The organism is Novosphingobium sp. PC22D, from assembly GCF_002556635.1.
Classification (GTDB): Bacteria; Pseudomonadota; Alphaproteobacteria; order Sphingomonadales; family Sphingomonadaceae; genus Novosphingobium.
Window position 1 is genome coordinate 482,836 of sequence record NZ_MWMO01000002.1, and the last position, 25,356, is coordinate 508,191.

28 protein-coding genes are annotated in these 25,356 nt (G+C 66.7%); 20 read left to right on the forward strand and 8 right to left on the reverse strand.

What is annotated here, in order from left to right; translation table 11 throughout:
* The first annotated feature begins 99 nt into the window (after window positions 1-99).
* From B2G71_RS05750 to B2G71_RS05760, 3 genes are all read left to right on the forward strand, one after another.
* Window positions 100-720 (forward strand): TetR/AcrR family transcriptional regulator, encoded by a 621-nt coding sequence (locus B2G71_RS05750; RefSeq protein WP_098104760.1) that lies wholly within the window; start codon window positions 100-102, stop codon window positions 718-720.
* A gap of 364 nt (window positions 721-1,084) precedes the next feature.
* A complete protein-coding gene (locus B2G71_RS05755; protein WP_098104761.1) occupies window positions 1,085-2,419 on the forward strand; it encodes an amidohydrolase family protein in 1,335 nt (444 codons plus the stop codon).
* A 70-nt stretch (window positions 2,420-2,489) separates the two neighbouring features.
* A complete protein-coding gene (locus B2G71_RS05760) occupies window positions 2,490-3,191 on the forward strand; it encodes a Crp/Fnr family transcriptional regulator (protein WP_098104762.1) in 702 nt (233 codons plus the stop codon).
* 126 nt (window positions 3,192-3,317) lie between these two features.
* Here the strand turns inward: B2G71_RS05760 and B2G71_RS05765 are convergent, their stop codons facing one another.
* A complete protein-coding gene (locus B2G71_RS05765) occupies window positions 3,318-3,989 on the reverse strand; it encodes an OmpW family outer membrane protein (protein ID WP_098104763.1) in 672 nt (223 codons plus the stop codon).
* 230 nt (window positions 3,990-4,219) lie between these two features.
* Here B2G71_RS05765 and ccoN point away from each other — a divergent pair, with 230 nt between their 5' ends.
* From ccoN to hemN, 10 genes are read left to right on the forward strand one after another with little or no spacing between them, the layout of a single operon-like run.
* Window positions 4,220-5,869 carry a cytochrome-c oxidase, cbb3-type subunit I gene (gene ccoN, locus B2G71_RS05770; protein WP_098104764.1) on the forward strand — a complete coding sequence of 550 codons (1,650 nt, stop codon included), beginning with the start codon at window positions 4,220-4,222 and terminating at the stop codon, window positions 5,867-5,869.
* 22 nt (window positions 5,870-5,891) lie between these two features.
* On the forward strand, window positions 5,892-6,641 hold the full coding sequence (gene ccoO, locus B2G71_RS05775; protein WP_098104765.1) for a cytochrome-c oxidase, cbb3-type subunit II: 750 nt from the start codon (window positions 5,892-5,894) through the stop codon (window positions 6,639-6,641).
* Window positions 6,638-6,811 carry a cbb3-type cytochrome c oxidase subunit 3 gene (locus tag B2G71_RS05780; RefSeq protein ID WP_098104766.1) on the forward strand — a complete coding sequence of 58 codons (174 nt, stop codon included), beginning with the start codon at window positions 6,638-6,640 and terminating at the stop codon, window positions 6,809-6,811. Before ccoO ends, B2G71_RS05780 begins: the two co-directional genes overlap by 4 nt.
* Window positions 6,801-7,715 (forward strand): cytochrome-c oxidase, cbb3-type subunit III, encoded by a 915-nt coding sequence (ccoP, locus tag B2G71_RS05785; protein ID WP_098104767.1) that lies wholly within the window; start codon window positions 6,801-6,803, stop codon window positions 7,713-7,715. The genes B2G71_RS05780 and ccoP overlap by 11 nt, the downstream gene beginning before the upstream one ends.
* Window positions 7,702-9,162, forward strand: a complete 1,461-nt coding sequence (ccoG, locus tag B2G71_RS05790; protein WP_098104768.1) for a cytochrome c oxidase accessory protein CcoG — start codon at window positions 7,702-7,704, stop codon at window positions 9,160-9,162. Before ccoP ends, ccoG begins: the two co-directional genes overlap by 14 nt.
* The gene (locus B2G71_RS05795; RefSeq protein ID WP_346426927.1) at window positions 9,162-9,623 is read left to right on the forward strand and encodes a FixH family protein; all 462 of its coding nucleotides are present in this window, start codon (window positions 9,162-9,164) and stop codon (window positions 9,621-9,623) included. The genes ccoG and B2G71_RS05795 overlap by 1 nt, the downstream gene beginning before the upstream one ends.
* A gap of 7 nt (window positions 9,624-9,630) precedes the next feature.
* A complete protein-coding gene (locus tag B2G71_RS05800) occupies window positions 9,631-11,781 on the forward strand; it encodes a heavy metal translocating P-type ATPase (protein ID WP_098104770.1) in 2,151 nt (716 codons plus the stop codon).
* On the forward strand, window positions 11,778-11,936 hold the full coding sequence (gene ccoS / locus B2G71_RS05805) for a cbb3-type cytochrome oxidase assembly protein CcoS (RefSeq protein WP_098104771.1): 159 nt from the start codon (window positions 11,778-11,780) through the stop codon (window positions 11,934-11,936). The genes B2G71_RS05800 and ccoS overlap by 4 nt, the downstream gene beginning before the upstream one ends.
* Complete coding sequence (locus tag B2G71_RS05810) at window positions 11,933-12,154, forward strand: hypothetical protein (protein ID WP_098104772.1); 222 nt, start codon at window positions 11,933-11,935, stop codon at window positions 12,152-12,154. The genes ccoS and B2G71_RS05810 overlap by 4 nt, the downstream gene beginning before the upstream one ends.
* A 32-nt stretch (window positions 12,155-12,186) precedes the next feature.
* A complete protein-coding gene (gene hemN, locus B2G71_RS05815; RefSeq protein ID WP_098104773.1) occupies window positions 12,187-13,500 on the forward strand; it encodes an oxygen-independent coproporphyrinogen III oxidase in 1,314 nt (437 codons plus the stop codon).
* Window positions 13,501-13,530: 30 nt separating this feature from the next.
* Here the strand turns inward: hemN and B2G71_RS05820 are convergent, their stop codons facing one another.
* The 7 genes from B2G71_RS05820 to B2G71_RS05850 form a co-directional block, all read right to left on the reverse strand.
* Complete coding sequence (locus B2G71_RS05820) at window positions 13,531-13,848, reverse strand: DUF4286 family protein (protein WP_098104774.1); 318 nt, start codon at window positions 13,846-13,848, stop codon at window positions 13,531-13,533.
* 82 nt (window positions 13,849-13,930) lie between these two features.
* Complete coding sequence (locus tag B2G71_RS05825; RefSeq protein WP_098104775.1) at window positions 13,931-14,890, reverse strand: SDR family NAD(P)-dependent oxidoreductase; 960 nt, start codon at window positions 14,888-14,890, stop codon at window positions 13,931-13,933.
* A 134-nt stretch (window positions 14,891-15,024) separates the two neighbouring features.
* Entirely contained in the window at window positions 15,025-15,474 is a 450-nt protein-coding gene (locus tag B2G71_RS05830; protein ID WP_098104776.1) for a hypothetical protein, read from the reverse strand.
* Between the two features lie 44 nt (window positions 15,475-15,518).
* Window positions 15,519-16,121 (reverse strand): hypothetical protein, encoded by a 603-nt coding sequence (locus B2G71_RS05835; RefSeq protein ID WP_141521506.1) that lies wholly within the window; start codon window positions 16,119-16,121, stop codon window positions 15,519-15,521.
* A gap of 150 nt (window positions 16,122-16,271) precedes the next feature.
* Entirely contained in the window at window positions 16,272-16,517 is a 246-nt protein-coding gene (locus B2G71_RS05840) for a hypothetical protein (protein WP_098104964.1), read from the reverse strand.
* Window positions 16,518-16,593: 76 nt separating this feature from the next.
* The gene (locus tag B2G71_RS05845; protein WP_098104778.1) at window positions 16,594-16,800 is read right to left on the reverse strand and encodes a cold-shock protein; all 207 of its coding nucleotides are present in this window, start codon (window positions 16,798-16,800) and stop codon (window positions 16,594-16,596) included.
* 316 nt (window positions 16,801-17,116) lie between these two features.
* Window positions 17,117-18,436: an MFS transporter gene (locus B2G71_RS05850; protein WP_098104779.1), complete on the reverse strand. Its 1,320-nt coding sequence runs from the start codon at window positions 18,434-18,436 to the stop codon at window positions 17,117-17,119.
* A 131-nt stretch (window positions 18,437-18,567) separates the two neighbouring features.
* Here B2G71_RS05850 and cyoA point away from each other — a divergent pair, with 131 nt between their 5' ends.
* Genes cyoA through B2G71_RS05885 form a run of 7 tightly spaced genes read left to right on the forward strand, consistent with a single transcriptional unit; the run spans window position 18,568 to window position 25,351 of the window.
* A complete protein-coding gene (cyoA, locus tag B2G71_RS05855; RefSeq protein ID WP_098104780.1) occupies window positions 18,568-19,773 on the forward strand; it encodes a ubiquinol oxidase subunit II in 1,206 nt (401 codons plus the stop codon).
* A complete protein-coding gene (cyoB, locus tag B2G71_RS05860; RefSeq protein ID WP_098104781.1) occupies window positions 19,773-21,776 on the forward strand; it encodes a cytochrome o ubiquinol oxidase subunit I in 2,004 nt (667 codons plus the stop codon). The genes cyoA and cyoB overlap by 1 nt, the downstream gene beginning before the upstream one ends.
* A 3-nt stretch (window positions 21,777-21,779) precedes the next feature.
* A complete protein-coding gene (gene cyoC / locus B2G71_RS05865; protein WP_098104782.1) occupies window positions 21,780-22,406 on the forward strand; it encodes a cytochrome o ubiquinol oxidase subunit III in 627 nt (208 codons plus the stop codon).
* Window positions 22,403-22,777, forward strand: a complete 375-nt coding sequence (gene cyoD, locus B2G71_RS05870; protein ID WP_098104783.1) for a cytochrome o ubiquinol oxidase subunit IV — start codon at window positions 22,403-22,405, stop codon at window positions 22,775-22,777. The genes cyoC and cyoD overlap by 4 nt, the downstream gene beginning before the upstream one ends.
* Entirely contained in the window at window positions 22,774-23,499 is a 726-nt protein-coding gene (locus B2G71_RS05875) for an SURF1 family protein (protein ID WP_098104784.1), read from the forward strand. Before cyoD ends, B2G71_RS05875 begins: the two co-directional genes overlap by 4 nt.
* An 8-nt stretch (window positions 23,500-23,507) precedes the next feature.
* Entirely contained in the window at window positions 23,508-24,815 is a 1,308-nt protein-coding gene (locus tag B2G71_RS05880) for an ATP-binding protein (RefSeq protein WP_098104785.1), read from the forward strand.
* Window positions 24,812-25,351 (forward strand): response regulator transcription factor, encoded by a 540-nt coding sequence (locus B2G71_RS05885; RefSeq protein WP_098104786.1) that lies wholly within the window; start codon window positions 24,812-24,814, stop codon window positions 25,349-25,351. Before B2G71_RS05880 ends, B2G71_RS05885 begins: the two co-directional genes overlap by 4 nt.
* Window positions 25,352-25,356 lie beyond the last annotated feature (5 nt).

Below are 25,356 nucleotides of genomic sequence, written 5' to 3' on the forward strand. Positions count from 1 at the left end.
TGTCTTATGCCGCCCAGTTACCGAAACCTGAATCGGGTTTCAAGTCGGAATTCGCCGCCGGGTTTGCCAACCCTGCCTTCGCACGATAGCTGTTGCTTCATGAGCACAGGCAGCGGGCCGACACCCCCTTCTCCCGACAAGATTCCGCGCACCGAACGGGGCCGGAAGACCTTGCGCAAACTGCTCGATGCGGCCGCGCTGGAATTCGGCGAGCGCGGGTTCCACGATGCTTCGATCACCGGCATCACCCGCCGGGCGGGTGTCGCGCTCGGCACGTTCTACACTTACTTCGATTCGAAGGACGAAGTGTTCCACGCACTCGTGCGCGACTTGTCGGGCCTGGTGCGCGACGCGGCGCGCCATGCGCTCGAAGGTGAGCACGATGCAATCGGCACCGAACGCGCCGCGCTAGCCGCGTTTCTCGCCTTCGCGCGCGAGCACAAGGAAATCTACCGGATCATCGACGAGGCCGAGTTCGTCGATCCCGCGAGCTTCCGCTCGCACTACGAGACCACGGCCCTGCGCATCCACGAGCGCCTGCAGCGCGGTGCGCAGAGCGGCGAACTGCGCGCCGACGTGAGCGAGGCGCATGCCTGGGCGATCATGGGCATGAACGTATTCCTCGGCCTGCGCTACGCGGTATGGAGCGAGGACCTCGAACCCGACGAGATCGCCGGCATCGCCAGCGACCTGCTCGACCGCGGCCTCGCCTCGCGATAACCCGCCCGCCACCTTGCTCCCCGCGCGGAAGGCGTGTGGCGACGGCCGTTTCGCGATCTCATCCGCCGCGCCCTATCCGTACGCGGCAGTCGCATTTATTTGATGTCGATCAATGTTGCGCGCCCGATGTCTTGTAGAGTTCCCGGAGTTGCAGAAAGCCCGGTTTCCCCGGAAACGGCTTGACCGCTTCTCCCCAACTTCAAAGGGGGCGACCGAACCTCGTGACCGGCCGCCCCCTCTTTTCTTGCCCCCTTCCCGTCTGGCGGTGTTGATTTCGATCAATGGCGCGGGCGGCGGACGCGATCAGATTCCCGCCAGACGAGCCTCGCATAAGCCGACGGGCTCGTGAGAGGAGTGAAGGGATATGGAACTGAATGACATGGTGATCGTCAGCGTCGACGATCACATTTGCGAGCCCTCGACGATGTTCGACAACCAGCTTTCGGGAGAGCTTCTGGCCTCCGCGCCGAAGCTGCGGACCGACGAGAACGGCACCGACTACTGGGAGTACCAGGGCCACATCCGCGGGCTGATCGGTCTCAACGCGGTGGTCGGGCGGCCATTCGAGGAATACGGCATGGAGCCGACCTCGTTCGACCAGCTTCGCGAGGGCTGCTACGACGTTCACGCGCGCATCGACGACATGGACGCGAACGGAATCGCCGCCTCGATGTGCTTCGGCAACTCGATCGGCTTCGACGGACAGACGTTCCACAAGGCGCCCGACAAGACGCTGGCGCTGCGCCATCTGCAGGCCTGGAACGACTGGCACTACGACGAGTGGTGCATGGCCTACCCCGGCCGCTTCATCCCGCTCGCGATCCTGCCGACCTGGGACATCGACGCGACCGTCGCCGAGATCAAGCGCTGCGCCGCCAAGGGGTTTCGCGCCGTCTCGATGAACGAGAACCCGACGGTGCAAGGCCTGCCGAGCATCCACAACGATTACTGGAATCCGTTCTTCGCGGCTGTGGCCGACTGCGACATGACGGTGGCGCTGCACATCGGCTCGGGCAATCCGGCGCCCCACGCCTCGATGGAAACGCCGATCGAGGCATGGATTTCGACGATGCCGCTCTCGGTGGCGCAGGGCCTTGCCGACTGGCTCCAGCTCGAGGAGCTTCATCGCTATCCGGACATGCGCATCGCCATTTCCGAAGGATCGATCGGCTGGGTGCCCTATTTCATGGAACGGGCCGACTTCTCGAACTGGCGGCACGCCGCCTGGACCCATTCGCGCTTCCGCGATCTCAAGCCCAGCGAGATGGTCCGGCGCCACTTCCTCCATTGCTTCTTGTGGGACGAATACGGCCTCAAGAACCTGGTCGAGATCGGCGAGGACAACGTCGCCTACGAAGTCGACTATCCGCACTCGGATGCGATCTGGCCCGATGCGCCCGAACACCTGTGGCGCCAGTGCCGCTATCTCACCGATGCACAGATCGACAAGGTGACGCACGGCAACGCGCTTCGCTGGTTCCGCCACGACGCGTTGTTCGAGCACAACCGGCGCGAGGACATGACCGTGGGCGCGCTGCGCGCCCGTGCCGCCGCCAAGGGCGTCGACACCTCCCCGAAGAGTTCGGGGGGATCACACCACCTCGACGTCGAGCGTCCGGTCACGTCAGGCGATATCATGGCGATGATGAAGTCCCATGCCGAGCGCCGCGCCGCCAAGGTCGCCGTTCCCGCGTCGTGACGCTTGACGGTTTCGGCATGTGCTAACTTTCGAATTGTCCACGCGCCGCCATGACTATATGGCGGCGCGTATGGCCTATTGTGACACTTGTGTTGTCCGCAATCGCGCGATTTGCGCCGCGCTCGATACGAAAGAGCTCGAGGCGCTCAATGCGATCGGACGCCGCCGCACGCTCGAACCGGGCGAATCGCTTATCTGGGAAGGCGAGGATTCAGTCCTCGTCGCCAACGTCATCGAAGGTGTGCTCAAGCTATCGACCAACACCGAGGACGGGCGCGAGCAGATCGTCGGCGTGGTCTATCCCTCCGACTTCATCGGTCGCCCGTTCGGCGGCGTCACCAGCCAGGGCGTCACCGCGCTGACCGAGGCCAAGGTCTGCGTGTTCTCGCGCGGCGATTTCGATAGCTTCGCGGCCGACCATCCGGGCCTCGAACACAAGCTGCTGCAGCGCACTCTGGGCGAGCTTGACCGCACGCGCCGCTGGATGCTCCTGCTGGGGCGCAAGTCGGCCTCGGAAAAGGTCGCGAGCTTCCTGGTCGAAATGGCCGAGCGGATGACCGGCGTGGGCTGCAAGTCGGTGCCCGGCTTCCCGCAGCAGCGCGCGCTCACCCTGCCCTTCTCGCGGCAGCAGATCGCGGACGTGCTCGGCTTAACGATAGAGACCGTGAGCCGCCAGTTCACCCGCCTCAAGAACGAAGGCCTGGTCGAGCTCCCCTCGCGCCGCGACATCGTGATCCTCGACTACGACGCGCTGGTGGCGGAGGCAGGGTGACCTGCGCCTGATCGTCGTCCCGGCGAAAGCCGGATCGGTGCCGGCCATGCCGATACGCAACTCAAGAGCGATGCCGGCTTTCGCCGGCATCACGCCCTCGATTTGGCGGTAGCGATTTCCGGAAGATCAGAACCGGTAGCTGACGCCCGCGCTCAGCACCCAGGGATCGAGCTTGTGCTTGGAGTCGAGCACCGTGGTGTCGCCCGCCTTCACGCGAAGCTGCGAATCGATCCAGTACTTCTTGGCATCGAGCGAGAGACCGAAGCCTTGGTCGCCAAGCGGCACGTCGACACCCGCCTGCACCGCAACGCCCAGTTCGTTGCGCAGCTTGAGGCTGGTCGCGCCAAGCGCCTTGGCATCGGGTCCGGGCTTCTCGCCGAAGATCAGGAAGAGCGCCGGCCCCGCGCCGACGTAGGGCTTGATCGGTCCGGCATCGAGGTGGAGCTTGGCGGTGACCGTGGCGGGCAGCACCAGCACGTGATTGATGATCCGCGCGCCCTCGAGCGGGCCGGTGCCGTTGATGTGGTGCTGGGTGAAGCAGCAGATCGTCTCGACCGAGAAGTTCTTGTTGAAAAAGTATTCGATCGCGGCGGTCGGCACGACGTTGGTGTTGGCCTTGGTCGAGGTGCCCGCTGGCAGGCCGATGAGATCGGTCTTCACATCCTCCAGCTTGCCGCTCACGTCGACGCTGGTGGCGAGCAGCTTGACTTGAACCTTGCCATCGGGATTTCCCGCCAGGGCCGGCGTGGAAAAGGCGGTTGTGGCCAGCGCCGCGGCCAGAAGCATGGTCTTGTGCATAGTCTGTCTCTCTGAAGCCGCCGATCCACCCCTTGCGGATCATGCAACGTGCGGCTGTGGGACTTGCTCTGCACAACTTGGTGTCGCGTTAATTTGATTGCGCGCAATTTCCGTAAGTTTCGCAGAAATCTTTGCAAAGCCGTCCAATTTGATGATCGTCAATGTTGGATGTAGGGGTAAGGTCCAAGGCCACCGATAGGTTGGACGGGCAATCAACGGAAAGACACGCTATGCAAACGGTCCTCGCACGGGCAGGCATATGGCTTGTAGTGCTTCTCTTCGCCGTAATCGCGGTCGCGGCGGCGGCTGACGGCGGGTTCGCCATTCACATGTCGATCGTCGCGCTCGCCGCGCTCATCGGCCTGTGGGTTTCGATCAGCGGTGCCGACTACGCCGGCATTGCGCGCGGTATCCTCAAGATCCCCGACGAAGGCCGATACGACGACGACCCCGTCCGCTGGGGCGTGATCGCCACGGTGTTCTGGGGCATCGCGGGTTTCCTCGCAGGATTGTTCATCGCGCTGCAGCTCACCTGGCCGGTGCTCAATCTCGAGCCCTTCCTCAACTTCGGCCGGCTGCGTCCGCTGCATACGTCCGCGGTGATCTTCGCGTTCGGCGGCAACGCGCTGATCGCGACCAGCTTTTACGTCGTACAGCGCACCTGCCGCGCGCGGCTCGCCTTTCCAGGCCTCGCCCGTTTCGTGTTCTGGGGATACCAGCTCTTCATCGTGCTCGCCGCCACCGGCTACCTGCTGGGCGTCACCCAGTCCAAGGAGTACGCCGAGCCCGAATGGTACGTCGACTGGTGGTTGACGATCGTCTGGGTCGCCTACCTGGTGGTCTTCGCCGGCACGATCCTCAAGCGCTCCGAACCGCACATCTACGTCGCCAACTGGTTCTACCTGGCGTTCATCCTGACCGTGGCGATGCTGCACATCGTCAACAACCTCGACATGCCGGTGAGCCTGTTCGGCTCCAAGAGCTATCCGCTCTTCGCCGGGGTCCAGGGCGCGCTGGTGCAGTGGTGGTACGGCCACAACGCGGTGGGCTTCTTCCTGACCGCCGGCTTCCTGGCGATGATGTACTACTTCGTGCCCAAGCAGGCCGAACGCCCGATCTACTCCTACCGGCTGTCGATCATCCACTTCTGGTCGCTGATCTTCCTCTACATCTGGGCGGGTCCGCACCATCTGCACTACACCGCGCTGCCCGACTGGGCGCAGACGCTGGGCATGGTGTTCTCGGTGATGCTGTGGATGCCGAGCTGGGGCGGCATGATCAACGGCCTGATGACGCTCAACGGCGCCTGGGACAAGGTTCGCACCGACCCGATCATCCGCATGATGGTCATGGCCCTCGCCTTCTACGGCATGAGCACCTTCGAAGGGCCGATGCTGTCGATCAAGAGCGTCAACTCGCTGTCGCACTACACCGACTGGACCATCGGCCACGTCCACTCCGGCGCGCTGGGATGGAACGGCATGATCACCTTCGCCGCCGTGTACTACCTCGCGCCGCGCCTGTGGAACCGCGAGCGGCTCTACTCGCTGCGGATGGTCAACTGGCACTTCTGGCTCGCGACCTCGGGAATCGTCTTCTACGCCGCGAGCATGTGGGTGGCGGGCATCACCCAGGGCCTGATGTGGCGCGAGTACGGGCCCGACGGCTATCTGGTGAACTCGTTCGCCGACACCGTCGCCGCGCTCCACCCGATGTTCATCCTGCGAGCCTTCGGCGGACTGCTCTACCTCTCGGGAGCCATCCTGATGGTGATCAACGTCTGGGCCACGATCCTGGGCAAGTTGCGCGACGAGGTGCCGATGCACGACGCCGCCTACGATCCGCAGGCCGATCGCCCCATCCTCGCCCCCGCCGAATGACGCGCGCAAAGGGAACCGACCAATGACTTCCATGACCGAGAGGCACAAGACGCTCGAAAAGAACGTCACGCTGCTGGGTATCGCCGCGCTCGTCACTGTCGCCATCGGCGGCATCGTCGAGATCGCACCACTCTTCTGGATCGACAACACGATCGAGAAGGTCGACGGGATGCGGCCCTACACTCCGCTCGAGCAGGCGGGCCGCGACATCTACGTGCGCGAGGGGTGCTACGTCTGCCACAGCCAGATGATCCGTCCCTTCCGCGACGAGGTTGAGCGCTACGGCCACTACTCGCTCGCGGCCGAATCGATGTACGACCACCCGTTCCAGTGGGGTTCCAAGCGCACCGGGCCTGACCTGGCGCGCGTCGGCGGGCGCTATTCGGACGCCTGGCACGTTCAGCACCTCACCGATCCGCAATCGGTCGTGCCCGAAAGCGTGATGCCGCAGTACGGCTTCCTCAAGGAGCACGACCTGGTGGTCGACGATCCCGCGGCGAACCTCGTCGCGCTGCGCCGGGTCGGCGTGCCCTACAGCGACAAGGATGTCGAAATGGCCGCCGCCGACCTCAAGGCGCAGGCCGATCCCGAGGCGGACGCGGGCGATCTCGCCGCGCGCTATCCCAAGGCGCAGATCCGCGACTACGACGGCGATCCGACGCGGCTCACCGAAATGGATGCGCTCGTCGCCTACCTCCAGATGCTCGGTACGCTCGTCGACGTCGACAGCGCCGCGGCGCAGGAGGACCTCGCCACGGAGAAGGGCCGATGAACCCGCACTCCACGTACGAGGCGCTGCGGCATCTCGCCGATAGCTGGGGGCTGGCGATCATGATCGTAATCTTCCTCTCGCTCGCGCTCTGGCCGTTCCGCCCGGGCGCTCGCGCCAAGAACAACGACGCGGCCCAGATGATATTCAAGGACGAGAACGATGGCCAATAAGCGCATCGACGAAGCGACCCAGACCGAGACCGTCGGCCACGAGTGGGACGGGATCGAGGAACTCAACACCCCTCTGCCGCGCTGGTGGCTCTGGACCTTCTACGCCACGATCATCTTCGCGATCGCCTATTGCGTGGCCTATCCGGCTTGGCCGCTGGTCAAGCAGGGCACCGAGGGCATGCTGGGATGGACCAGCCGCGGGCAGCTCGCCAAGGAGATGTCGGCGGCCGACCAGGCCCGCACCTCGGTTCGCGAGGCGCTGGCGCGCGTCCCGATCGAGCGGCTGCCCGAGGACGGCGGCCTGATGCGGCAGGCGGTGGCCGGCGGCGCGGCGGCGTTCAAGGTCAACTGCGTGCAATGCCACGGCGCCGGCGCGGCCGGATCGAAGGGCTTCCCCAACCTCAACGACGACGACTGGCTGTGGGGCGGCGACCTGAGGGCGATCGAGACGACGCTGGTTCACGGCATCCGCCAACCGGGCGACGACCAGACGCGCACCAGCCTGATGCCCTCGTTCGGCGAAATCCTGGAGCCCGGGCAGATCGAGGATCTGACGAGCTATGTCCTGACGCTGTCGGGCAGGGAGAAGCCCAGCGCATCGGCGCAGCGCGGCGCGCAGCTCTTCGCGGACAACTGCACGGTTTGTCACGGCGCCGACGGCAAGGGGCTGCGCGAATTCGGCGCGCCCAACCTGGCCGACGCCATCTGGCTCTACGGCGGCACCCGCGAGGCGGTTGCAAGCCAGATCCGCAATCCTCACATGGGGGTCATGCCCGCATGGAATGCGCGTCTTGATCCGGTTACGATCAAGATGCTGGCCGCCTACGTCCACTCGCTCGGCGGCGGCGAGGACTTTGTCGAGGTCGCCGAAAATCCGGCGGTAGAGGTCGATGAACAACCCTGACACCACCCTGAAGACCGAAGACCGGCCGCTGTCGCTCTACGAGAAGCACGAGCCGGTCTTCAACAAGCGTATCGACGGCAAGTTCAGGCGGATCAAGTGGGCGATCATGGTCGCCTGCCTGCTGGTCTACTGGATCACGCCGTGGATCCGCTGGGACAGGGGCCCCTATGCCCCCGATCAGGCGGTGCTGGTCGATCTCGCGCATCGCCGCTTCTACATGTTCGGCATCGAGATCTGGCCGCACGAGTTCTATTTCGTCGCCGGCCTGCTGATCATGGCGGGCATCGGCCTGTTCCTCGTGACCAGCGCCGTCGGCCGCGCCTGGTGCGGCTATGCCTGCCCGCAGACGGTCTGGACCGATCTTTTCCAGCACGTCGACCGCTTCTTCGACGGCGATCGCAATGCCCGCGCCCGGCTCTACCGGGCACCGTGGGGGCCGGCCAAGATCGCCCGCCGGCTCGCCAAATGGACCGTCTACCTCCTGATCAGCTTCGCCACCGGCGGCGCCTGGATCTTCTATTTCGCCGACGCGCCCACGCTGCACCAGGAATTCTGGTCGGGCACCGCCGCGCCGGTCGCCTATGCCACGGTCTTCGTGCTGACGATGACCACTTTCGTGCTCGGCGGCTTCATGCGCGAGCAGGTCTGCGTCTACATGTGCCCCTGGCCGCGCATCCAGACCGCGATGCTCGACGAGAAGAGCCTGATCGTCACCTACAAGGACTGGCGCGGCGAACCGCGCGGTAGCCTCAAGAAGGCGCAGAAGAACCCCGGCCAGTTCGGCGACTGCGTGGACTGCAACCAGTGCGTCGCGGTCTGCCCGACGGGCATCGACATCCGCGAGGGGCCGCAGATCGGCTGCATCACCTGCGCGCTGTGCATCGACGCCTGCGACCGGGTGATGAAGGAAACCGGCCGGCCGCGCGGGCTGATCGACTACGCCACGCTCGAGGACTCCGAGCGCGAGAAGCAGGGCCAGCCGCCGACGCGGCATCTCAAGTTGATCTGGCGCCCGCGCACGATCCTCTACTTCTGCATCTGGTCGGGGATCGGGCTCGCGCTGCTGTTCATGCTCGGCACCCGCGTCCACACCGACCTCACCGTCGCCAAGGACCGCAATCCGCCCTATATCGTGCTCAGCGACGGCTCGATCCGCAACGCCTACACCCTGCGGCTGCGCAACATGGAGAGCCGCCCGCGCGAGATGGAGGTGGCGATCAACGGCCTGCCCGGCGCGGTGATGTGGAGCGAGGACATCAGCGCCGACCAGGCGGCCCGCAGCGTTCGGCGCACCGTAGCGGCCGACGAGACCCAGTCGATGCGCGCTTACGTTTCCGTACCCGCCGGCACGCAGGACAAGGACTTCACCTTCACGCTGCGCGCGCTTGACGAACAGGGCGAGACCGACACGGTCGAGGCCTACATCGATACGCCAGGAGAGCAATGATGGCCCGCCCCCATGCGCCCAAGCGCTTCACCGGCAAGCACATGAGCGCGATCCTCGTCGGCGGTTTCGGCGTGGTCATCGCGGTGAACTTCACCATGGCGACACTCGCCAACACGACCTTCGGCGGCGTGGTGGTCGAGAACTCCTACGTCGCCAGCCAGGAGTTCAACGGCTGGCTCGACAAGGCCGAACGGTCGCGCGCGCTGGGCTGGAAGGCCCAGGCGGTACGACGCCCCGACGGTCGCGTCGCGATCGCGCTCGAAGGCGTCCCTTCCTTCCCGACCGTGACCGCGACGGCCCGCCACCCGCTCGGACGGCTGCCCGATATCGCTCTGAGCTTCCAGTCCGACGGCGACGGCAACGTCGTAAGCCGCGAGACGCTGCCGGCGGGGCGCTGGGACATTCGCATCGCGATCGAGGCGGGCGGTCACGCGTGGCGCGGCGAGGAGCCGCTCGGATAGCGCAATCATGACCGTTTCCGCTCTTCCATCGCAAGCGCAGGACGAAGCCGGGCCCGGGATCGCGCCCCAACTCGCGATCGACAGTCGCTTCACCGTGCCGGGCATCCGCTGCGCCGGCTGCATCGGCAAGATCGAGCGCGGGCTCTCGCAAGTTCCCGGTGTCACGAGGGCACGCGTCAACTTCTCGGCCAAGCGTGTCGCGGTCAGCCACGCGCCGGCGCTGAGCGACGACGTGCTGATCGAGGAACTGCGCAAGCTAGGCTTCGAGGCGCAGCGCGCCGCCGAAAACCCGCTCGGTCGCGACGACAAGGAAACCAGGTCACTGCTCCGCGCCCTTGCGGTGGCCGGCTTCGGCATGATGAACATCATGCTGCTCTCGGTCAGCGTCTGGTCGGGCGCGGACGGCGAAACGCGCGAACTGTTCCACTGGCTCTCCGCGCTGATCGCGATTCCCGTGATCGCCTATTCCGGCCGCCCGTTCTTCGCTTCGGCGGCCATGGCGCTACGCTATCGCCGCACCAACATGGACGTGCCGATCTCGATCGGGATCGTGCTCGCCACCGGGCTCAGCCTGTGGGAGACGGCGACCGGAGGCGCGCACGCCTATTTCGACGGCGCGGTCATGCTGCTGTTCTTCCTGCTCGCGGGCCGCGCGCTCGATGCGACGATGCGCAGCCGCGCCCGCTCGGGCATCGCCGCCCTGCTCGGCCGGATGGGACGCGGCGCGCATGTGCTCGATACCGACGGCACCACGCAGTGGACCGAGGCCGACCGGCTCGCGCCCGGCATGATGATGCTCGTCGTCGCGGGTGAATCGCTCGCCGCCGACGGCGAGATCGTCGAAGGGTCGACCACGATCGACGCCTCGATGCTCACCGGCGAAAGCGAGCCGCGCCCCGCCGTTCCGGGCGACCTGATCCACGCCGGCATGATCAACCTCGGCAATCCGGTGCGCGTGCGCGTCACCGCCGCCGCGCAGGACACCGCCATCGCCGACATCGCGCGGCTGATGGACGAGGCCGGGCAGTCACGCTCGCGCTACGTGCGCGTGGCCGACCGCGCCGCGCGCTTCTACGCGCCCGCCGTCCACTCGCTCGCCGCGTTCAGCTTCGTGGGCTGGATGGTCGCGGGCGCGGGTGTGCACCAGTCGCTGCTGGTCGCAGTCGCGGTGCTGATCATCACCTGCCCCTGCGCGCTCGGCCTCGCGGTGCCCGCCGCGCAAGTCGTCGCCTCGGGCGCACTGCTCAGGAAGGGCCTCCTCATCAAGGACGGCAGCGCGCTCGAACGGCTCGCCGAAGTCGATCGCGCGGTCTTCGACAAGACCGGGACGCTCACCCTGGGCGAGCCGCGCCCGGTCGATCTGTCCGCCCTCGCCCCGGATGAATGCCGCACCGTGCTCGCGCTCGCCCAGTCGAGCCGCCATCCGCTCAGCCGGGGACTGGTGCAGGCGCTTCAGGCCGCGGGCGTCGAGCCCGCCGCGCTCGGACCGGTCGACGAGACCGTCGGCGAAGGCGTCCGCGCCCGCGTTGATGGCGAGGTCGCGGCGCTGCTGCGCCCCGACGGCGCTGCCGAGGGCCTCACCGTCGATTTCGTCCACGGCGCACGGCGCGTGCGCATCGCCTTCAACGACCCGCAGCGTCCCGACGTGGCCGAAACCATCGCCGCGCTCGGCGCGATGGGGGTCACCAGCCGAATCCTTTCGGGCGATCGCGACGGCGCGGTTCGCGCGCTTGCCGAGGATCTCGGGCTCGAAGGTCAGGGCGGCATGCAGCCCGCCGACAAGCTCGATGTCCTGCAACGCCTGGCCGAAGCCGGACACCACACGCTGATGATCGGCGACGGCCTCAACGACGGGCCGGCGCTTGCCGGGGCGCACGTCTCGATCGCGCCGGGCGGCGCCAGCGACGTCAGCCAGCAGGCGGCGGACGCGGTCTTCGTCGGCGAGCGGCTCATGCCCGTCGCGCTGGCGGTCAAGGTCTCGCGCCGGACCATGGCGGTGGTTCGCCAGAACTTCGCGCTCGCCATCGGCTACAACACGCTTGCGGTGCCGCTCGCGATCCTCGGCGTCGTCACCCCGCTGATCGCGGCGGTCGCGATGTCGCTGTCCAGCCTGATCGTCGTCGGCAACTCGCTGCGCCTGGCGAGGGCGGCCGGGTGAATATTCTGGGCTTTCTCATTCCGCTCGCGCTGCTGATGGGCCTTACCGGGCTCGGCGCGTTCTTCTGGGCCATGCGCAGCGGCCAGTTCGAGGACCTGGACGGCGCCGCCAATCGCATCCTGATCGACGAGGACGAAGAGGCGAACGGGCAATGAGGCGAACGATCGCTCTGGCCGCCCTGCTCGCGATGGTCCCCGCCATGATCGGCGCGCCGCCCGCGCAGGCGAAGGGGCTTTCGGTCGCGCTCTGCTCGGGCGGCACCGTTACGATCCCCGCCGCTCCCCCGCGCGGCCCCGCCGACCAGCAGAGCCCGTGCTGCGCCAAGGCGTGCCATTCCGGCTGTTCGCGAAAGCGTTTTGACCGATCGCAATGATGAAAAGCCGTCGCGGCGCTATCCGTCACGACATGTGGAAGTACCATCCCGAACTGCTCGCAATCCCCGTGCCGCGATATACGAGCTTCCCCACGGCGGCGGAGTTCTCGGACAGTATCGGCGTTGCCGACTTCGTCTCGGCACTCGAAGGGCTGCGCGGAGAAGCCTCGCTCTACGTGCACATTCCGTTCTGCGAGAAGATCTGCTGGTACTGCGGCTGCAACACCAGCGCGGCCGGCCGGCGTGACCGCGTAACGAGCTATCTCGATGCGCTCCACCGCGAGATCGAGCTGGTGAGCGAACGCACGCCGCGCGCCGTGGATTTCACCGGGATCGCCTTCGGCGGCGGCAGCCCCAATGCGATCCGGCCGGTCGAGTTCGTGCGGCTCGTCCAGCTCCTGACGCAGGCGTTCCGAACCCCCGACCCGCTGATTTCGATCGAGCTCGATCCGCGCACGCTCTCATCCGAATGGGCCGCCGCGATCGGCGGCATCGGTATCGGCCGGGCCAGCCTCGGCGTCCAGACCTTCGGTCCCGCGCTGCAACAGGCGATCGGCCGTGTTCAGCCCGAGGACATGATAGAAAGCGCGGTGCGAATGCTGCGCGACGCGGGCGTGCGCTCGCTCAATTTCGACCTCATGTATGGCCTGCCCGGCCAGACCATGGCCGAGGTCAAGGATTCGCTGCGCAAGGCCGTCGCGCTCGGCGCGGACCGGATCGCGCTGTTCGGCTATGCCCACGTGCCGCATATGATCGCCCGGCAGCGCAAGATCGACGCGAGCGCCCTGCCCGATGCGCGCATGCGTTTCGACATGGCAGCCGAAGGGCACGACCTGCTGATCGACGAGGGCTACGTTCCCGTCGGCTTCGACCATTTCGCGCGACCCGGCGATCCTCTCGCCCAGGCAGCCCTGAGCGGTCGGCTCCACCGCAATTTCCAGGGGTTCACCGAGGATTCGGCGCAGTCGGTGCTTGGCCTTGGTGTTTCCGCGATCAGCACGCTGCCCGAAGTCATCGTGCAGAATGAAAAGAACGCGGGCCGTTACCGGATGCTGACTTCGCAGGATCGCCTCACCCCCTCGCGCGGCGTGAGACGCAGCGCCGACGACCGCCGCCGCGCACGCGTGATCGAGCAATTGCTCTGCGGGCAGAAGGCCGCGATCGCACCGGCCCTGCGTCGCGAGGTCGACGCGAGCCTCGCGCCGTACCTCGAGGCAGGGGTCTGCGCGTTCGACGGCGACGATTTGGTGATCGCGCCCGGCGGTCTGCCCTATGCCCGATCGATCGCGGCACGGTTCGACCCCTACCGCGCGCTCACGGGCAACAGGCTCAGCTCGGCGGTCTGACCTCGAACCGATGGTCCGCCATCGGCACGCCTAGTCGCGTTGCTTGTAGAACCACAGCACGCTGGCAGGCCCGTCGAGCGCGTCGCTCTGACTGATTTCCCCGGATTCCGCACGGCGGCCCATCTCGGCAAGGATCGGCTGGATGTCGTCGATCTCGACTTCGTAGAGCGCGAGATAAGGCAGGCCCGGCTCGCCCGCCATGCCCATCGCGTAATCGAAGCGCCGGCACGATTTCATCCCCGGAAGGCTGAGAATCTCGGGCGCGTGCGTCGAATCGTACCATTCGTTATATTCGTCGTCGCGGCCCGGCTTCGCCTTCGACTGCACCACCATTACGTACTTGGCCATGTTGCGCTTCTCTCCATTGCACCTCGTGACGGCGGCGATAGTGCCCCAGCACGGCGGCCGCGTCGAGCCGTCGCTTGGACGATCATTCCGTCTTGGCGATATCGCCGGATAGGTCCGCCGCGGCATAGGCCCTGAGGCCCCAGCCGGAGGTGTCCATCGCCGCGAGCCCCACCGTTTCTGCCGCGCTTTCGTCCATCACCTCGTCCCAGCGCCGCGCAATCGTCTCGGGCGTGAGTTCGCGCTCGGTAAAGCCGGGCGTGCGCGCGACGAAGCAGCGCTGCACCGCGCCGCCCACGGCGTCGATGCATTCGCCGCTCACCGGACAGCTCTCGTGCGCGAGGAAGGCGACCGCCGGCGAGGAAAGCTCGGGCGGCAGGTTCTCGCGCGAGTGGGCAAGCAGCGGCGAATCCGCTTCGAGCGTCGAGACCACGAGCCGCGTGTAGCCGCCCGGGCTGACCGCGTTGACCTTGATCCCGTGCGCAAGCCCTTCGGCGGCGAGCGCGCGCGTCATCGACCAGACGCCGCCCTTGCTCGCGGCATAGGCGGCCTGCTCGGCGAAGCCGGTCATCGCCGCCGAGGTGGTGTTGACGATCCTGCCATAGCCCGCGCGCTTCATGTGCGGCCAAGCCGCGCGCGCGCACCAGATCGAGCCCATGAGGTTGACCTGGATATGGCGCTCGATGTCGCGCGGGCTGATCGTATCGATCGGCGCGCCGATCGAAATGCCCGCGTTGTTCACCAGCACGTCGATCCGCCCGAAGGCGTCGAGCGCGCAGGCGACGATCGCTTCGGCGCCTTCGGCGCTCGCCACCGAGGCGGTGCTGGCGACCGCTTCGCCGCCCGCCGCGCGGATCTCCTCGGCCACCGCTTCGGCGCTGGCCCGGTCGGGATAGTGCCGCATTTCGGGATCGACGCCGATATCGTTGACCACGACTCGCGCGCCGCGCCGCGCCAGCAGCAGCGCATGCGCCCGCCCCAGGCTCGGGTTGCCGCCGGCCCCGGTCACCACCGCCACGCGGCCGTCGAAGCGCAACTCGTCCATGGTCTGTCTCTCCCTTCGTATCGCGGCGAACCTGCACGGGTTCGCGGCCGCCCGAAAGAGCCCGGGCCGCCGGGTTTCGAACAGGAAGCGTCAGGCGTCCAGCAAGCAGGCCGGGCAGCGCGCGCGGATCAGGCTCAGGGCGCCTGCGGACCGGTGAAAGGCTGCGTCTCGGTCCAGGCGCAGCCACCGCGTGTTTCGCCCCGCACCTTGAGCGTCGCGGTAAAAGGATAGGTGCGGTCTGACATGCCGTCGCTGCATTCGCCGTCGGTCACCATCAGCGCGAAGTCCTGGCCTTCGAGCGTACCGGTGAACGAGACCCCGGCGCGCCCGGCGAAGCGTGCGACCTCGACCGACTGGCCCTTGGTGTCTTCGGGCGTCTGGTAGGTGAGCACGCCTTCGGAAACTTGCCCGCCCCAGAACGGCTCGGTCCCGGTGAAGTGGACGAGATCGTCCTCGGCGATGCGCGCGAAGGGCTGCTTGTCGTCGGGATCGCCGGGAAGGTCGGTCCCGCCGCGGCCCGAATGGCACGCGGCCAGGCCGAGCGCGAGCGCGGCGGCGAGGAGAACGGGTGAACTGCGCGTCATCGACGCGACCCTAGGCCGATCGCGCGCGGGTGCAAGTGCGCCGCCTAGCGGCCCCGGGGAAGATACCTTTCCGCTTCCTCGAGCGACTTGACCGGGCGCGGCAGTTCGTTGGCAAGCACATGCCAGGCGCACAGCGCGACCACCGCGACCATCAGCGCGGCGAAGGCGATCGCGCCCGCCATGCCGTGCTCGCGGCTCCAGTAGAGCAGGGCAACCGAGGTGAACGATCCGGCGATCGCCAGCACCATCGCGAGGAGCAGCAACGCCGAGCCGAAGGACAGGCCCCGCTCGATCCGGCTCATTCCCCGCGTCTCGGCGACGGCGCGCAAGAACCGCCGCATGGTCATGCCATAGGCCCGGCACGAGGCATTGGCCGCGCGCAGGCAAAGCGGGTCCTTCTCGCCGACCAGATGGATTCGCGCGACGTGGTGAAGCGCGGTCCGGCTCACCGTCATGCCGAAGCGCAGGCGCTCGACCGCCGAAGCGCGCACCTCGAAGCCGCCGTCCTCGCCGTGGATCTGCAGGTCTCCCTCGATGCAATAGACCACGAGGCGCCCGCCCGCCGCCCCGCGACCGGCGAGACTGGCATGGGGCAAGGCATAGAAGCTCGCAGCGCCCTCGTCAGGCGGTCCAGTCATGCGCATCATGCGCACCCCATAGTGCCGCGCCCGCATGAGCGCAGCCCGAATCGACGGGCGTCGTTCGCAGCCGACGAACGCATTGCGCGCCCGCCGCCTGGCAAGTGCTGATAGCGATCGCGCGGCGGTTCCTATCGCACGATCGTACGGTCGCGGCGATCAGATGCCGTCGGCAACCACGTCCACTTCGGCCTGCGACTTTGCCGCCGCCTCTTCACGCGCCTTGCGTGCCTGCTCTTCGCGCTGACGGCGCGCATCCTCGGTCTTGAGTGCCTGTCTGGCCATCGAGCGCCAGGCGGCTTCGGAACGCAGCGCGCGCTCGCGCACGTTGTCGAGTTCGGCCTTGTCGGCATCGCGCGCCGCGGCTTCGGCGCGCTCATTGGCGAATTCGTAGGAAATGCTCATCTTGGTTTCCTTGCTGGAAGGAAGGAACACCGAATCGCGGACCGGCCCTAAGGCCGGTCCGCAACCTTCGCGTGGCTCACGCGGAAGCGAGATTGACCGCGGACTTCTTGCCGTTGCGTCCGGTCTCGATCTCGTAGGAAACGCGCTGATCGCGATCGAGCGTCATCATGCCGGCCGCCTGAACTGCGGTGATGTGAACGAAGCTGTCTTCGCCGCCGTCCTCGGGCTGAATGAAGCCGTAACCTTTGTCTGCGTTGAAGAATTTTACGGTGCCGATGGGCATGGGAGTGCGTCCTTCTTTCGGGAATGCGCAAGTGGACCCGCCGCGTGACGCGACGGGCTTTCGGAAAATCCGGCCGCACGATGCGGACGGTATGCATAAGGTCGTCAATCGAAAGGAAGTCGTCGCCCAAGTCGCGCCCTCTCCCCCTGAGTGGTTCCCTCAAGGGGTACGAGCGCTCGTCAACCGGCAAAGTCCGTCGCAAAATTCGACGTCAGCGGCAATCTTGTAACACGAAAGCGCGCAAAAACCTAACGACAGTCCACAAGGGCGTCCCGGCCCCGCGCGGCGCGGCCCGCCACGGCGCCGGAACGGACGCCTAGTCGATCGTGCGTGCGAGTTCGCGGTTGAGCCAGAGCGCAGCCCCGGTCGCGATCGCGCCCGAGAGCAGATAGGCACCCGAAGCCATGATCCCGAACCGACTCGACAGCAGCAGCGCGGCCAGCGGAGCGAAGCCGGCGCCGAACAGCCAGGCGAAATCCGAGGTCAGCGAGGACCCGGTGTAGCGGTGGCGCGGCGCGAACCGCGAAGACAGCGCGCCCGACGATTGCCCGAACGAGAGGCCCACCAGGATGAAGCCGGTCAGCATGAACACGGTCTCGCCCACCGTTCCGCCGTCGAGCAACTGCGGCGCGAAACCGCTGAAGGCCGCGATGGCGACCGCGGTCATACCGAGCACCGAGCGTCGGCCATAGCGGTCCGCGAGCTTGCCCGAGACGAGAATCGCCCCGATCCCGAAGCAGGCCGCAATCGCCTCGATCATCAGGAAGCGCACCGGGCTCTCCTCGGTGAACAGGAAGATCCACGAGAGCGGGAAGACCGTGACCATATGGAACAGCGCGAAGCTCGCGAGCGGAGCGAAGGCGCCCATGAGGATCGTGCGCCATTCGTGGCGCGCGGTGTCCGCCAGGGTCGCCGGGCGGAGCGAACGCTGCTCGAAGGAATCGAGATACTCCGGAGTCACGACGATTCGCAGGCGCGCGAAGAGCGCGACCACGTTGATCGCGAAGGCGACGAAGAACGGATAGCGCCAGCCCCAGTCGAGAAAGTCCTCGGCGGGCAGCGCCGAAATCAGGAACACGAACAGCAGGCTGGCGACGATCAGGCCGAGCGGCGCGCCGAGCTGGGGCAGCATCGCGTACCAGCCCCGGCGGTTGTCCGGCGCATTCATCGCCAGCAGCGAAGCGAGCCCGTCCCACGATCCGCCCAGCGCGACGCCCTGCCCCATGCGGAACAGCGCCAGCAGCAGCACGGACGCCATGCCCACGACCTCGTAGCCGGGCAGGAACGCGATCGCCGCGGTCGAGCCGCCCAGCAGGAACAGCGCGACCGTCAGCTTCGCGCCGCGGCCATAGGCGCGGTCGATGGCGGTGAAGATCGCGGTCCCGAACGGGCGCGCCAGAAACGCAAGCGCGAAGACCGCGAACGAGGCGATCGTGCCCGAAAGCGGATCGAGGAAGGGAAAGACCAGACTGGGAAACACCAGCACCGAGGCGATGGCGTAGACGAAGAAGTCGAAGAACTCCGAGGTGCGACCGATGACCACGCCGATGGCGATCTCTCCAGCGGTCACCTTGTGCGCGGGACCCCCGGCATGCAGGTCACGCGCGTCGCGTTCGGCGGAGGTCTGCGCTGTCATATCTGGCTCTCGTTGCGAATCGGGGGCTCCGCCGGAGCGGATATCGCACCCCAATGGTCATTGATCCTGATCAAAGGGATTGGACAAAATGTCCTATGTGCAGTGCAGCATGGCTCGACTAGGCGCCCGGCATGCTGTCCTTCCCCAGACGATTCCGGTCGATCCTGCGGCCCGCCGCAGCGCTTGCCGCGCTGCCGGCCATGGCCGGGTGCAACAAGATGGTGGTGCTCGACGCGGCGGGCGACGTCGCCCGCCGGCAGGGCGACCTGGTGATGATCTCCACGGTGCTGATGCTGCTGATCATCGTGCCGGTCATGGCGCTCACGATCGTGTTCGCCTGGCGCTACCGCGCCGCCAACAAGGAGGCCCGCTACGAGCCGGACTGGGATCACTCGACCCAGCTCGAGCTGGTGATCTGGGCCGCGCCGCTGCTGATCATCATCTGTCTGGGCGCGCTGACCTGGGTCGGCACGCACCTGCTCGATCCCTATCGCGCAATCGGCCGCACCGCGCCGGGCCGGCCGGTCGCCGCGACGGAAAAGCCGCTCGACATCCAGGTCGTCGCGCTCGACTGGAAATGGCTGTTCATCTATCCCGAGCAGGGCATCGCCACGGTCAACGAACTGGCGCTGCCCACGAATCGCCCGGTGCGCTTTCGCATCTCGGCCTCCTCGGTGATGAACAGCTTCTACGTGCCCGCGCTCGCCGGGCAGATCTATGCCATGCCCGGCATGGAGACCAAGCTCCACGCCGTGCTCAACGAGCCGGGCCGCTACGAGGGCTTTTCCGCGAACTACAGCGGCGCGGGCTTTTCGCACATGCGCTTCGCGGTGAACGGCCTCGACGACGCGGGTTTCGCCGCCTGGGCCCGCGATGCCCGGCAATCCAGAAACACGCTCGACCGCCTGGCCTATCTCAGGCTCGAGCAGCCGAGCGAGAACGAGCCGCACCGCCGCTTCGCAAGCGTCGAGCCGGGCCTGTTCGATGCCGTCGTCAACATGTGCGTGGAGCCAGGCAAGATGTGCATGCGCGACATGATGGCGATCGACGCCAGGGGCGGCCTCGGCCTTGCCGGCATCCACAACACCCGCCGTCTGTCCTACGACAAGTTCGCCGCGCGCGGTTCGAACCCGGCGCCCAGGCGCGGCGCGGTCACCGCGCTGTGCGAACCCGAAGCGGGTGACGGCGCCGGTTCCGGGCTCGCCGCGCCGGTCGATCCCTCTCCCCTCCTCGGCGCCGGGCTCTCAAGGCCCGGAGAGCGCCGCCCCGGCACAAGCGACGATGCCCGCCGCGTCGTCGCCTTCGACCCCGCCCCTCCCGCCACAGGCAAGCCGTAATGACCGCACAACCCACGCCCATAAGCCCGATCTTCGGGCGCTTCACGCTCGACGCGCTGCCGCTGCACGAACCGATCATCGTCGGGACCTTCGCCGCGGTCGCGATCGGCGGCCTCGCCGTGCTGGCGCTGATCACCCGATTCAAGCTGTGGGGCTGGCTGTGGAACGAGTGGTTCACCAGTGTCGACCACAAGAAGATCGGCATCATGTACATGGTCCTGGGGCTCGTCATGTTCCTGCGCGGCTTTGCCGATGCGATCATGATGCGCCTGCAACAGGTCTGGGCCTTCAATGGTTCGGAAGGCTATCTCAACGCGCACCACTACGATCAGGTCTTCACCGCGCACGGTGTGATCATGATCTTCTTCGTGGCGATGCCCTTCGTCACCGGCCTGATGAACTACGTCGTGCCCCTGCAGATCGGCGCGCGCGACGTCTCATTCCCGTTCCTCAACAACTTCAGCTTCTGGATGACGACGGCGGGCGCGGTGCTCGTCATGATGTCGCTGTTCGTCGGCGAGTTCGCGCAGACCGGCTGGCTCGCCTATCCGCCGCTGTCGGGCATCGCCTATAGCCCGGCAACGGGCGTCGACTACTACATCTGGGCGCTGCAGATCGCGGGCGTGGGCACCACATTGTCGGGCATCAACCTGATCGCGACGATCCTCAAGATGCGCGCGCCGGGCATGACGCTGATGAAAATGCCGGTCTTCACCTGGACCTCGCTGTGCACCAACGTGCTGATCGTCGCGTCCTTCCCGGTGCTGACCGCCGTGCTCACGCTGCTCAGTCTCGACCGCTACGTCGGCACCAACTTCTTCACCAACGACTTCGGCGGCTCGCCGATGATGTACGTGAACCTGATCTGGATCTGGGGCCACCCCGAGGTCTACATCCTGATCCTGCCGCTGTTCGGCGTGTTCTCTGAAGTTACCGCGACGTTCTCGGGCAAGAAGCTGTTCGGCTATACCTCGATGGTCTACGCGACGGTGGTCATCACCATCCTGTCGTACGTCGTGTGGCTGCACCACTTCTTCACGATGGGCTCCGGCGCCAGCGTCAACAGTTTCTTCGGCATCACCACGATGGTGATCTCGATCCCGACCGGCGCCAAGCTGTTCAACTGGCTGTTCACCATGTACCGCGGACGCATCCGCTTCGAGCTGCCGATGATGTGGACGGTGGCCTTCATGCTCACCTTCGTGGTCGGCGGCATGACCGGTGTGCTGCTGGCGGTGCCACCCGCCGATTTCGTGCTGCACAACTCGCTGTTCCTGATCGCGCACTTTCACAACGTGATCATCGGCGGGGTGCTGTTCGGGCTGTTCGCGGCGATCAACTTCTGGTGGCCCAAGGCCTTCGGCTTCAGGCTCGATCCGTTCTGGGGCAAGATCAGCTTCTGGTGCTGGGTGGTCGGCTTCTGGCTCGCCTTCATGCCGCTCTATGTGCTCGGCCTGATGGGCGTGACGCGCCGGATGCGGGTGTTCGACGATCCGAGCCTGCAGATCTGGTTCGCCATCGCCGCGCTCGGCGCGGTGATCATCGCCGCCGGCATCGGCGCCATGCTCGTCCAGTTCGGCGTCTCGATCTGGAAGCGCGACCAGCTTCGCGACACCACCGGCGACCCCTGGGGCGGCCGCACGCTCGAATGGTCGACCTCCTCGCCGCCGCCCGAATACAACTTCGCCTTCACCCCGGTGGTCCACTCGCTCGACGCCTGGTACGACATGAAGACGCGCGGCCACGAGCGTCCGCTGTCCGGCTATCGCCCGATCCACATGCCCAGAGGCACGGGAACCGGCGTGATCCTGTCGGCGCTGTCGCTGGTCATGGGCGTGGGGCTGATCTGGTACGTCTGGTGGCTGGCCGGCCTCGCCTTCGCGGGAATCCTCGTCGTCGCGATCGGCCATACCTTCAACTACAAGCGCGACTTCCACATCCCGGCCGCGACGGTCGAGACGGTCGAGACCGGCCGGACGCGCGCGCTCGCGGCAGGAGCCTGACCCATGACCGCCATCGCCATCACGCCCGAGGCCGATCTGCGCTTCTACGACCTCGATGAGCATGACCACCCCGACGGTCACTCGACGATGCTCGGCTTCTGGATCTACCTGATGAGCGACTGCCTCATCTTCGCGATCCTGTTCGCCTGCTATGCCGTGCTCGGCGGGAACTACGCCGCCGGGCCCGGTCCGAAGGACCTGTTCGAGCTGCCGCTGGTCGCGGTCAACACCGCGATGCTGCTGTTCTCCTCGATCACCTACGGGTTCGCCATGCTGGCGATGCAGCGCGACCAGCTCAACCAGACGCGCCTGTGGCTGCTGATCACAGCGGTGTTCGGCGGGGCCTTCCTCGCGATCGAGCTCTACGAGTTCCAGCACCTGATCCACATCGGCGCGACGCCGCAGCGAAGCGCGTTCCTTTCGGCCTTCTTCACGCTGGTCGGCACGCACGGGCTGCACGTCACCTTCGGCACGATCTGGCTGTTCACCCTGGTCGTCCAGATCTCGCGCAAGGGGCTGATCGAGGCCAACAAGCGCCGCCTCCAGTGCCTGAGCCTGTTCTGGCACTTCCTCGACGTCATCTGGATCGGCGTCTTCACAATCGTCTATCTGATGGGGATGCTGCGATGAGCGCCCACGAACAAACCGCCGGCCACCACGACGACCACGGCGGCAACCACGGCTCGCTGCGCGACTACCTGATCGGCTTCGGCCTGTCTGTCGTGCTCACCGCCATTCCGTTCTGGCTGGTCATGGCCCGTCCGCTCGCCAGCCCCGGTGTCACCGCCGCGCTGATTCTGGGCTTCGCGCTGGTGCAGATGGTGGTCCACATGATCTACTTCCTGCACATGAACGGCAAGGCGGAAGGCGGCTGGACGCTGACCGCGCTGATCTTCACCATCATCCTGGTGGTCATCATGATGACCGGATCGCTTTGGGTCATGTACCACCTCAACACGAACATGATGCCGATGCCGCCCGACATGAGCCAGATGCCGTGACGGCCCGCGCCGCCCGGCGCTCGCCCGCGATCCTCGCGGGCGCCCTGCTTGCCTTCGCCGCGATCTTCGTCGCGCTGGGCGTGTGGCAGGTCGAGCGGCTGACATGGAAGCACGCGCTGATCGCGACGGTCGAGGCGCGTACCAGCGCCGCGCCCGTCGCGGCGCCGGGCCCGGGAACATGGGCCGGGATAAACGCCATGGACGATGCCTATCGCCATGTCCGCGTGCGGGGCCAGTTCGACTACGACAGGGAAACGCTGGTGCGCGCGGTCAGCGATCTCGGCTCGGGCTACTGGGTGCTGACCCCGCTGGACACGGGCGCGTTCACCGTCCTCGTCAATCGCGGCTTCATCGCCCAGAGCGCACGCGATGCGCAGCGGCCCGAAGTCCGCGGGCCCGTGACGATCACCGGCCTGCTTCGCATCACGGAGCCCGGCGGCGGATTCCTGCACGCGAACGATCCGCAAGCGGGCAATTGGTATTCGCGCGACGTCGCCGCGATCGCCCATTCCAGCGGCCTTTCGCGCGCCGCTCCCTATTTCATCGACGCCGATGCCGCGCGCAACGCGCCCGGCGAACCGGTGGGCGGGCTTACCGTCGTTCGCTTTGCCGACAACCACGCGGTCTACGCGCTGACCTGGTTCGCCATGGCACTGCTCTGCCTTGGCGGAGCCTGGCATATCGCAGGGGAGACCCGAAGGCCGCTTCGCGCTATGGCCTAGGTGTACTCATGTCGACGATGACGTCTCCGAAGGCGGACGCAGAGTTCCCTGCCGATGCGGGCCTGCGCAACATGCTGCTGCTGCTTCAGCTCCGCTGGATCGCGGTCGGCGGGCAGCTCGTCACGATCATGGTCGCCTGGCAGATCCTCGATATCGACCTGCCGCTGGCGCAATTGCTGACGATGCCGCTGCTGCTGGCGCTGATCAACATCGTCAGCCTGCCCTACCTGCGCCGGCGGACGAGCGTCTCCAACCTCGAACTGACCGGAGCACTGCTGCTCGACGTCTTCGCGCTGTCGTGGCAGCTCTTTCACAGCGGCGGGCTGACCAATCCTTTCGCGTGGCTGTTCCTGCTCCAGGTGGTGGTCGGCGCGATGCTGCTCGAGGCGCGCTCGTCGTGGGGTGTCGTCGCGGCCATCCTCGTCGCGCTCGGCGTACTCACGCTGGGGCCCGAGCCGCTTGAATTGCCGCCGCGCTACGCCGACGACCCGCTGGCGCTCTACCTGCAAGGCAGCCTCGTCTGCTTCCTGCTGAGCGCGGTCCTGCTGGTCGTGCTGGTGACGCGGATCAGCCGCAACCTGCGTGAGGCCGACGCGGCGCTCGCCGCGATCCGCCAGCGCGCGCTGGAAGAGGATCACATCGTGCGCATGGGTCTGCTCGCCTCGGGCGCGGCGCACGAACTGGGCACGCCGATGTCCTCGATGTCGGTGATCCTGGGCGATCTCGCGCGCCATCCCAAGGTGTCGGCCGACGAGGAGATCGCGGTCGACGTTGCCGAGATGCAGGACGAATTGCAGCGCTGCAAGCTGATCGTCGGCGGCATCCTGATGTCGGCGGGCGAGATTCGCGGCGAGAACCCCTCGGTCACCACGGTCCATGCCTTCCTTGCGGACGTCATCGCCGACTGGCGCGACCGGACCTCGGGCGAAATCGTCCTGATCGACGACTTCGGCGAGGACGTTGCGATCGTTTCCGATCCGGCGCTGCGGCAAGTGATCGGCAACGTCATTGACAATGCGCTCGAAGTCTCGCCGGAAGGCACGACCATCCACCTGCAGCGCGCCGGCGCGCTGCTGGTGCTCGACGTGCTCGACCGGGGCCCCGGCTTCGCGCCCGAAATGATGGAAGCCTTCGGCCGTCCTTATTCCTCGACCAAGCAGAAGACGGGTGGGGGGCTCGGCCTGTTTCTCGTCGTCAACGTCGTGCGCAAGCTCGGCGGCAAGGTCGAAGTGGCCAATCGCCGGGAGGGCGGCGCGCAAGTGCGGCTGACCGTGCCGCTCGCCGCGCTCGCGATCGAAATGGAGAATACCCGATGACCGCCGGTTCCATGCGCCTCGTCATCGTCGAGGACGATCCCGCCTTCGCCCGCACCCTGCGCCGGTCGTTCGAGCGGCGCGACTACGAGACCGCGCATGCCGCCAGTCCGGACGAACTCGAAGCGCTGCTTGAGGGAGGCCTGCGGTTCGATTTCGCCGTCGTCGACCTCAAGCTCGGCACGGCATCCGGGCTCTCGTGCGTGCGAATGCTCCACGAGGCCGACGCGGCGACCCGGATCGTGGTGCTGACAGGCTTCGCCTCGATCGCGACGGCGGTCGAGGCGATCAAGCTCGGCGCGTCACACTACCTCGCCAAGCCCGCCAACACCGACGACATCGAGGAAGCCTTCGGCCGGACGACGGGCGATCCCGACGTCCCGCTCGAAGGGCGCAAGAGCACGATCAAGACGGTGGAATGGGAATATATCCACGGCGTCCTCGCCGAGTGCGACTTCAACATCTCCGAAGCCGCGCGGCGGCTGGGGATGCATCGGCGCACGCTCGCGCGCAAGCTCGACAAGCGCCAGCTCCGCTAGATCGC

What these genes read in the sequence shown, in the direction of transcription:
- B2G71_RS05750 (WP_098104760.1), top strand. Translation starts at nt 100, where the DNA reads ATGAGCACAGGCAGCGGGCCGACACCCCCTTCTCCCGACAAGATTCCG.
- B2G71_RS05755 (WP_098104761.1), top strand. Translation starts at nt 1,085, where the DNA reads ATGGAACTGAATGACATGGTGATCGTCAGCGTCGACGATCACATTTGC.
- B2G71_RS05760 (WP_098104762.1), top strand. Translation starts at nt 2,490, where the DNA reads ATGGCCTATTGTGACACTTGTGTTGTCCGCAATCGCGCGATTTGCGCC.
- B2G71_RS05765 (WP_098104763.1), bottom strand. Translation starts at nt 3,989, where the DNA reads ATGCACAAGACCATGCTTCTGGCCGCGGCGCTGGCCACAACCGCCTTT.
- ccoN (WP_098104764.1), top strand. Translation starts at nt 4,220, where the DNA reads ATGCAAACGGTCCTCGCACGGGCAGGCATATGGCTTGTAGTGCTTCTC.
- ccoO (WP_098104765.1), top strand. Translation starts at nt 5,892, where the DNA reads ATGACTTCCATGACCGAGAGGCACAAGACGCTCGAAAAGAACGTCACG.
- B2G71_RS05780 (WP_098104766.1), top strand. Translation starts at nt 6,638, where the DNA reads ATGAACCCGCACTCCACGTACGAGGCGCTGCGGCATCTCGCCGATAGC.
- ccoP (WP_098104767.1), top strand. Translation starts at nt 6,801, where the DNA reads ATGGCCAATAAGCGCATCGACGAAGCGACCCAGACCGAGACCGTCGGC.
- ccoG (WP_098104768.1), top strand. Translation starts at nt 7,702, where the DNA reads ATGAACAACCCTGACACCACCCTGAAGACCGAAGACCGGCCGCTGTCG.
- B2G71_RS05795 (WP_346426927.1), top strand. Translation starts at nt 9,162, where the DNA reads ATGGCCCGCCCCCATGCGCCCAAGCGCTTCACCGGCAAGCACATGAGC.
- B2G71_RS05800 (WP_098104770.1), top strand. Translation starts at nt 9,631, where the DNA reads ATGACCGTTTCCGCTCTTCCATCGCAAGCGCAGGACGAAGCCGGGCCC.
- B2G71_RS05810 (WP_098104772.1), top strand. Translation starts at nt 11,933, where the DNA reads ATGAGGCGAACGATCGCTCTGGCCGCCCTGCTCGCGATGGTCCCCGCC.
- hemN (WP_098104773.1), top strand. Translation starts at nt 12,187, where the DNA reads ATGTGGAAGTACCATCCCGAACTGCTCGCAATCCCCGTGCCGCGATAT.
- B2G71_RS05820 (WP_098104774.1), bottom strand. Translation starts at nt 13,848, where the DNA reads ATGGCCAAGTACGTAATGGTGGTGCAGTCGAAGGCGAAGCCGGGCCGC.
- B2G71_RS05825 (WP_098104775.1), bottom strand. Translation starts at nt 14,890, where the DNA reads ATGGACGAGTTGCGCTTCGACGGCCGCGTGGCGGTGGTGACCGGGGCC.
- B2G71_RS05830 (WP_098104776.1), bottom strand. Translation starts at nt 15,474, where the DNA reads ATGACGCGCAGTTCACCCGTTCTCCTCGCCGCCGCGCTCGCGCTCGGC.
- B2G71_RS05835 (WP_141521506.1), bottom strand. Translation starts at nt 16,121, where the DNA reads ATGATGCGCATGACTGGACCGCCTGACGAGGGCGCTGCGAGCTTCTAT.
- B2G71_RS05840 (WP_098104964.1), bottom strand. Translation starts at nt 16,517, where the DNA reads ATGAGCATTTCCTACGAATTCGCCAATGAGCGCGCCGAAGCCGCGGCG.
- B2G71_RS05845 (WP_098104778.1), bottom strand. Translation starts at nt 16,800, where the DNA reads ATGCCCATCGGCACCGTAAAATTCTTCAACGCAGACAAAGGTTACGGC.
- B2G71_RS05850 (WP_098104779.1), bottom strand. Translation starts at nt 18,436, where the DNA reads ATGACAGCGCAGACCTCCGCCGAACGCGACGCGCGTGACCTGCATGCC.
- cyoA (WP_098104780.1), top strand. Translation starts at nt 18,568, where the DNA reads ATGCTGTCCTTCCCCAGACGATTCCGGTCGATCCTGCGGCCCGCCGCA.
- cyoB (WP_098104781.1), top strand. Translation starts at nt 19,773, where the DNA reads ATGACCGCACAACCCACGCCCATAAGCCCGATCTTCGGGCGCTTCACG.
- cyoC (WP_098104782.1), top strand. Translation starts at nt 21,780, where the DNA reads ATGACCGCCATCGCCATCACGCCCGAGGCCGATCTGCGCTTCTACGAC.
- cyoD (WP_098104783.1), top strand. Translation starts at nt 22,403, where the DNA reads ATGAGCGCCCACGAACAAACCGCCGGCCACCACGACGACCACGGCGGC.
- B2G71_RS05880 (WP_098104785.1), top strand. Translation starts at nt 23,508, where the DNA reads ATGTCGACGATGACGTCTCCGAAGGCGGACGCAGAGTTCCCTGCCGAT.
- B2G71_RS05885 (WP_098104786.1), top strand. Translation starts at nt 24,812, where the DNA reads ATGACCGCCGGTTCCATGCGCCTCGTCATCGTCGAGGACGATCCCGCC.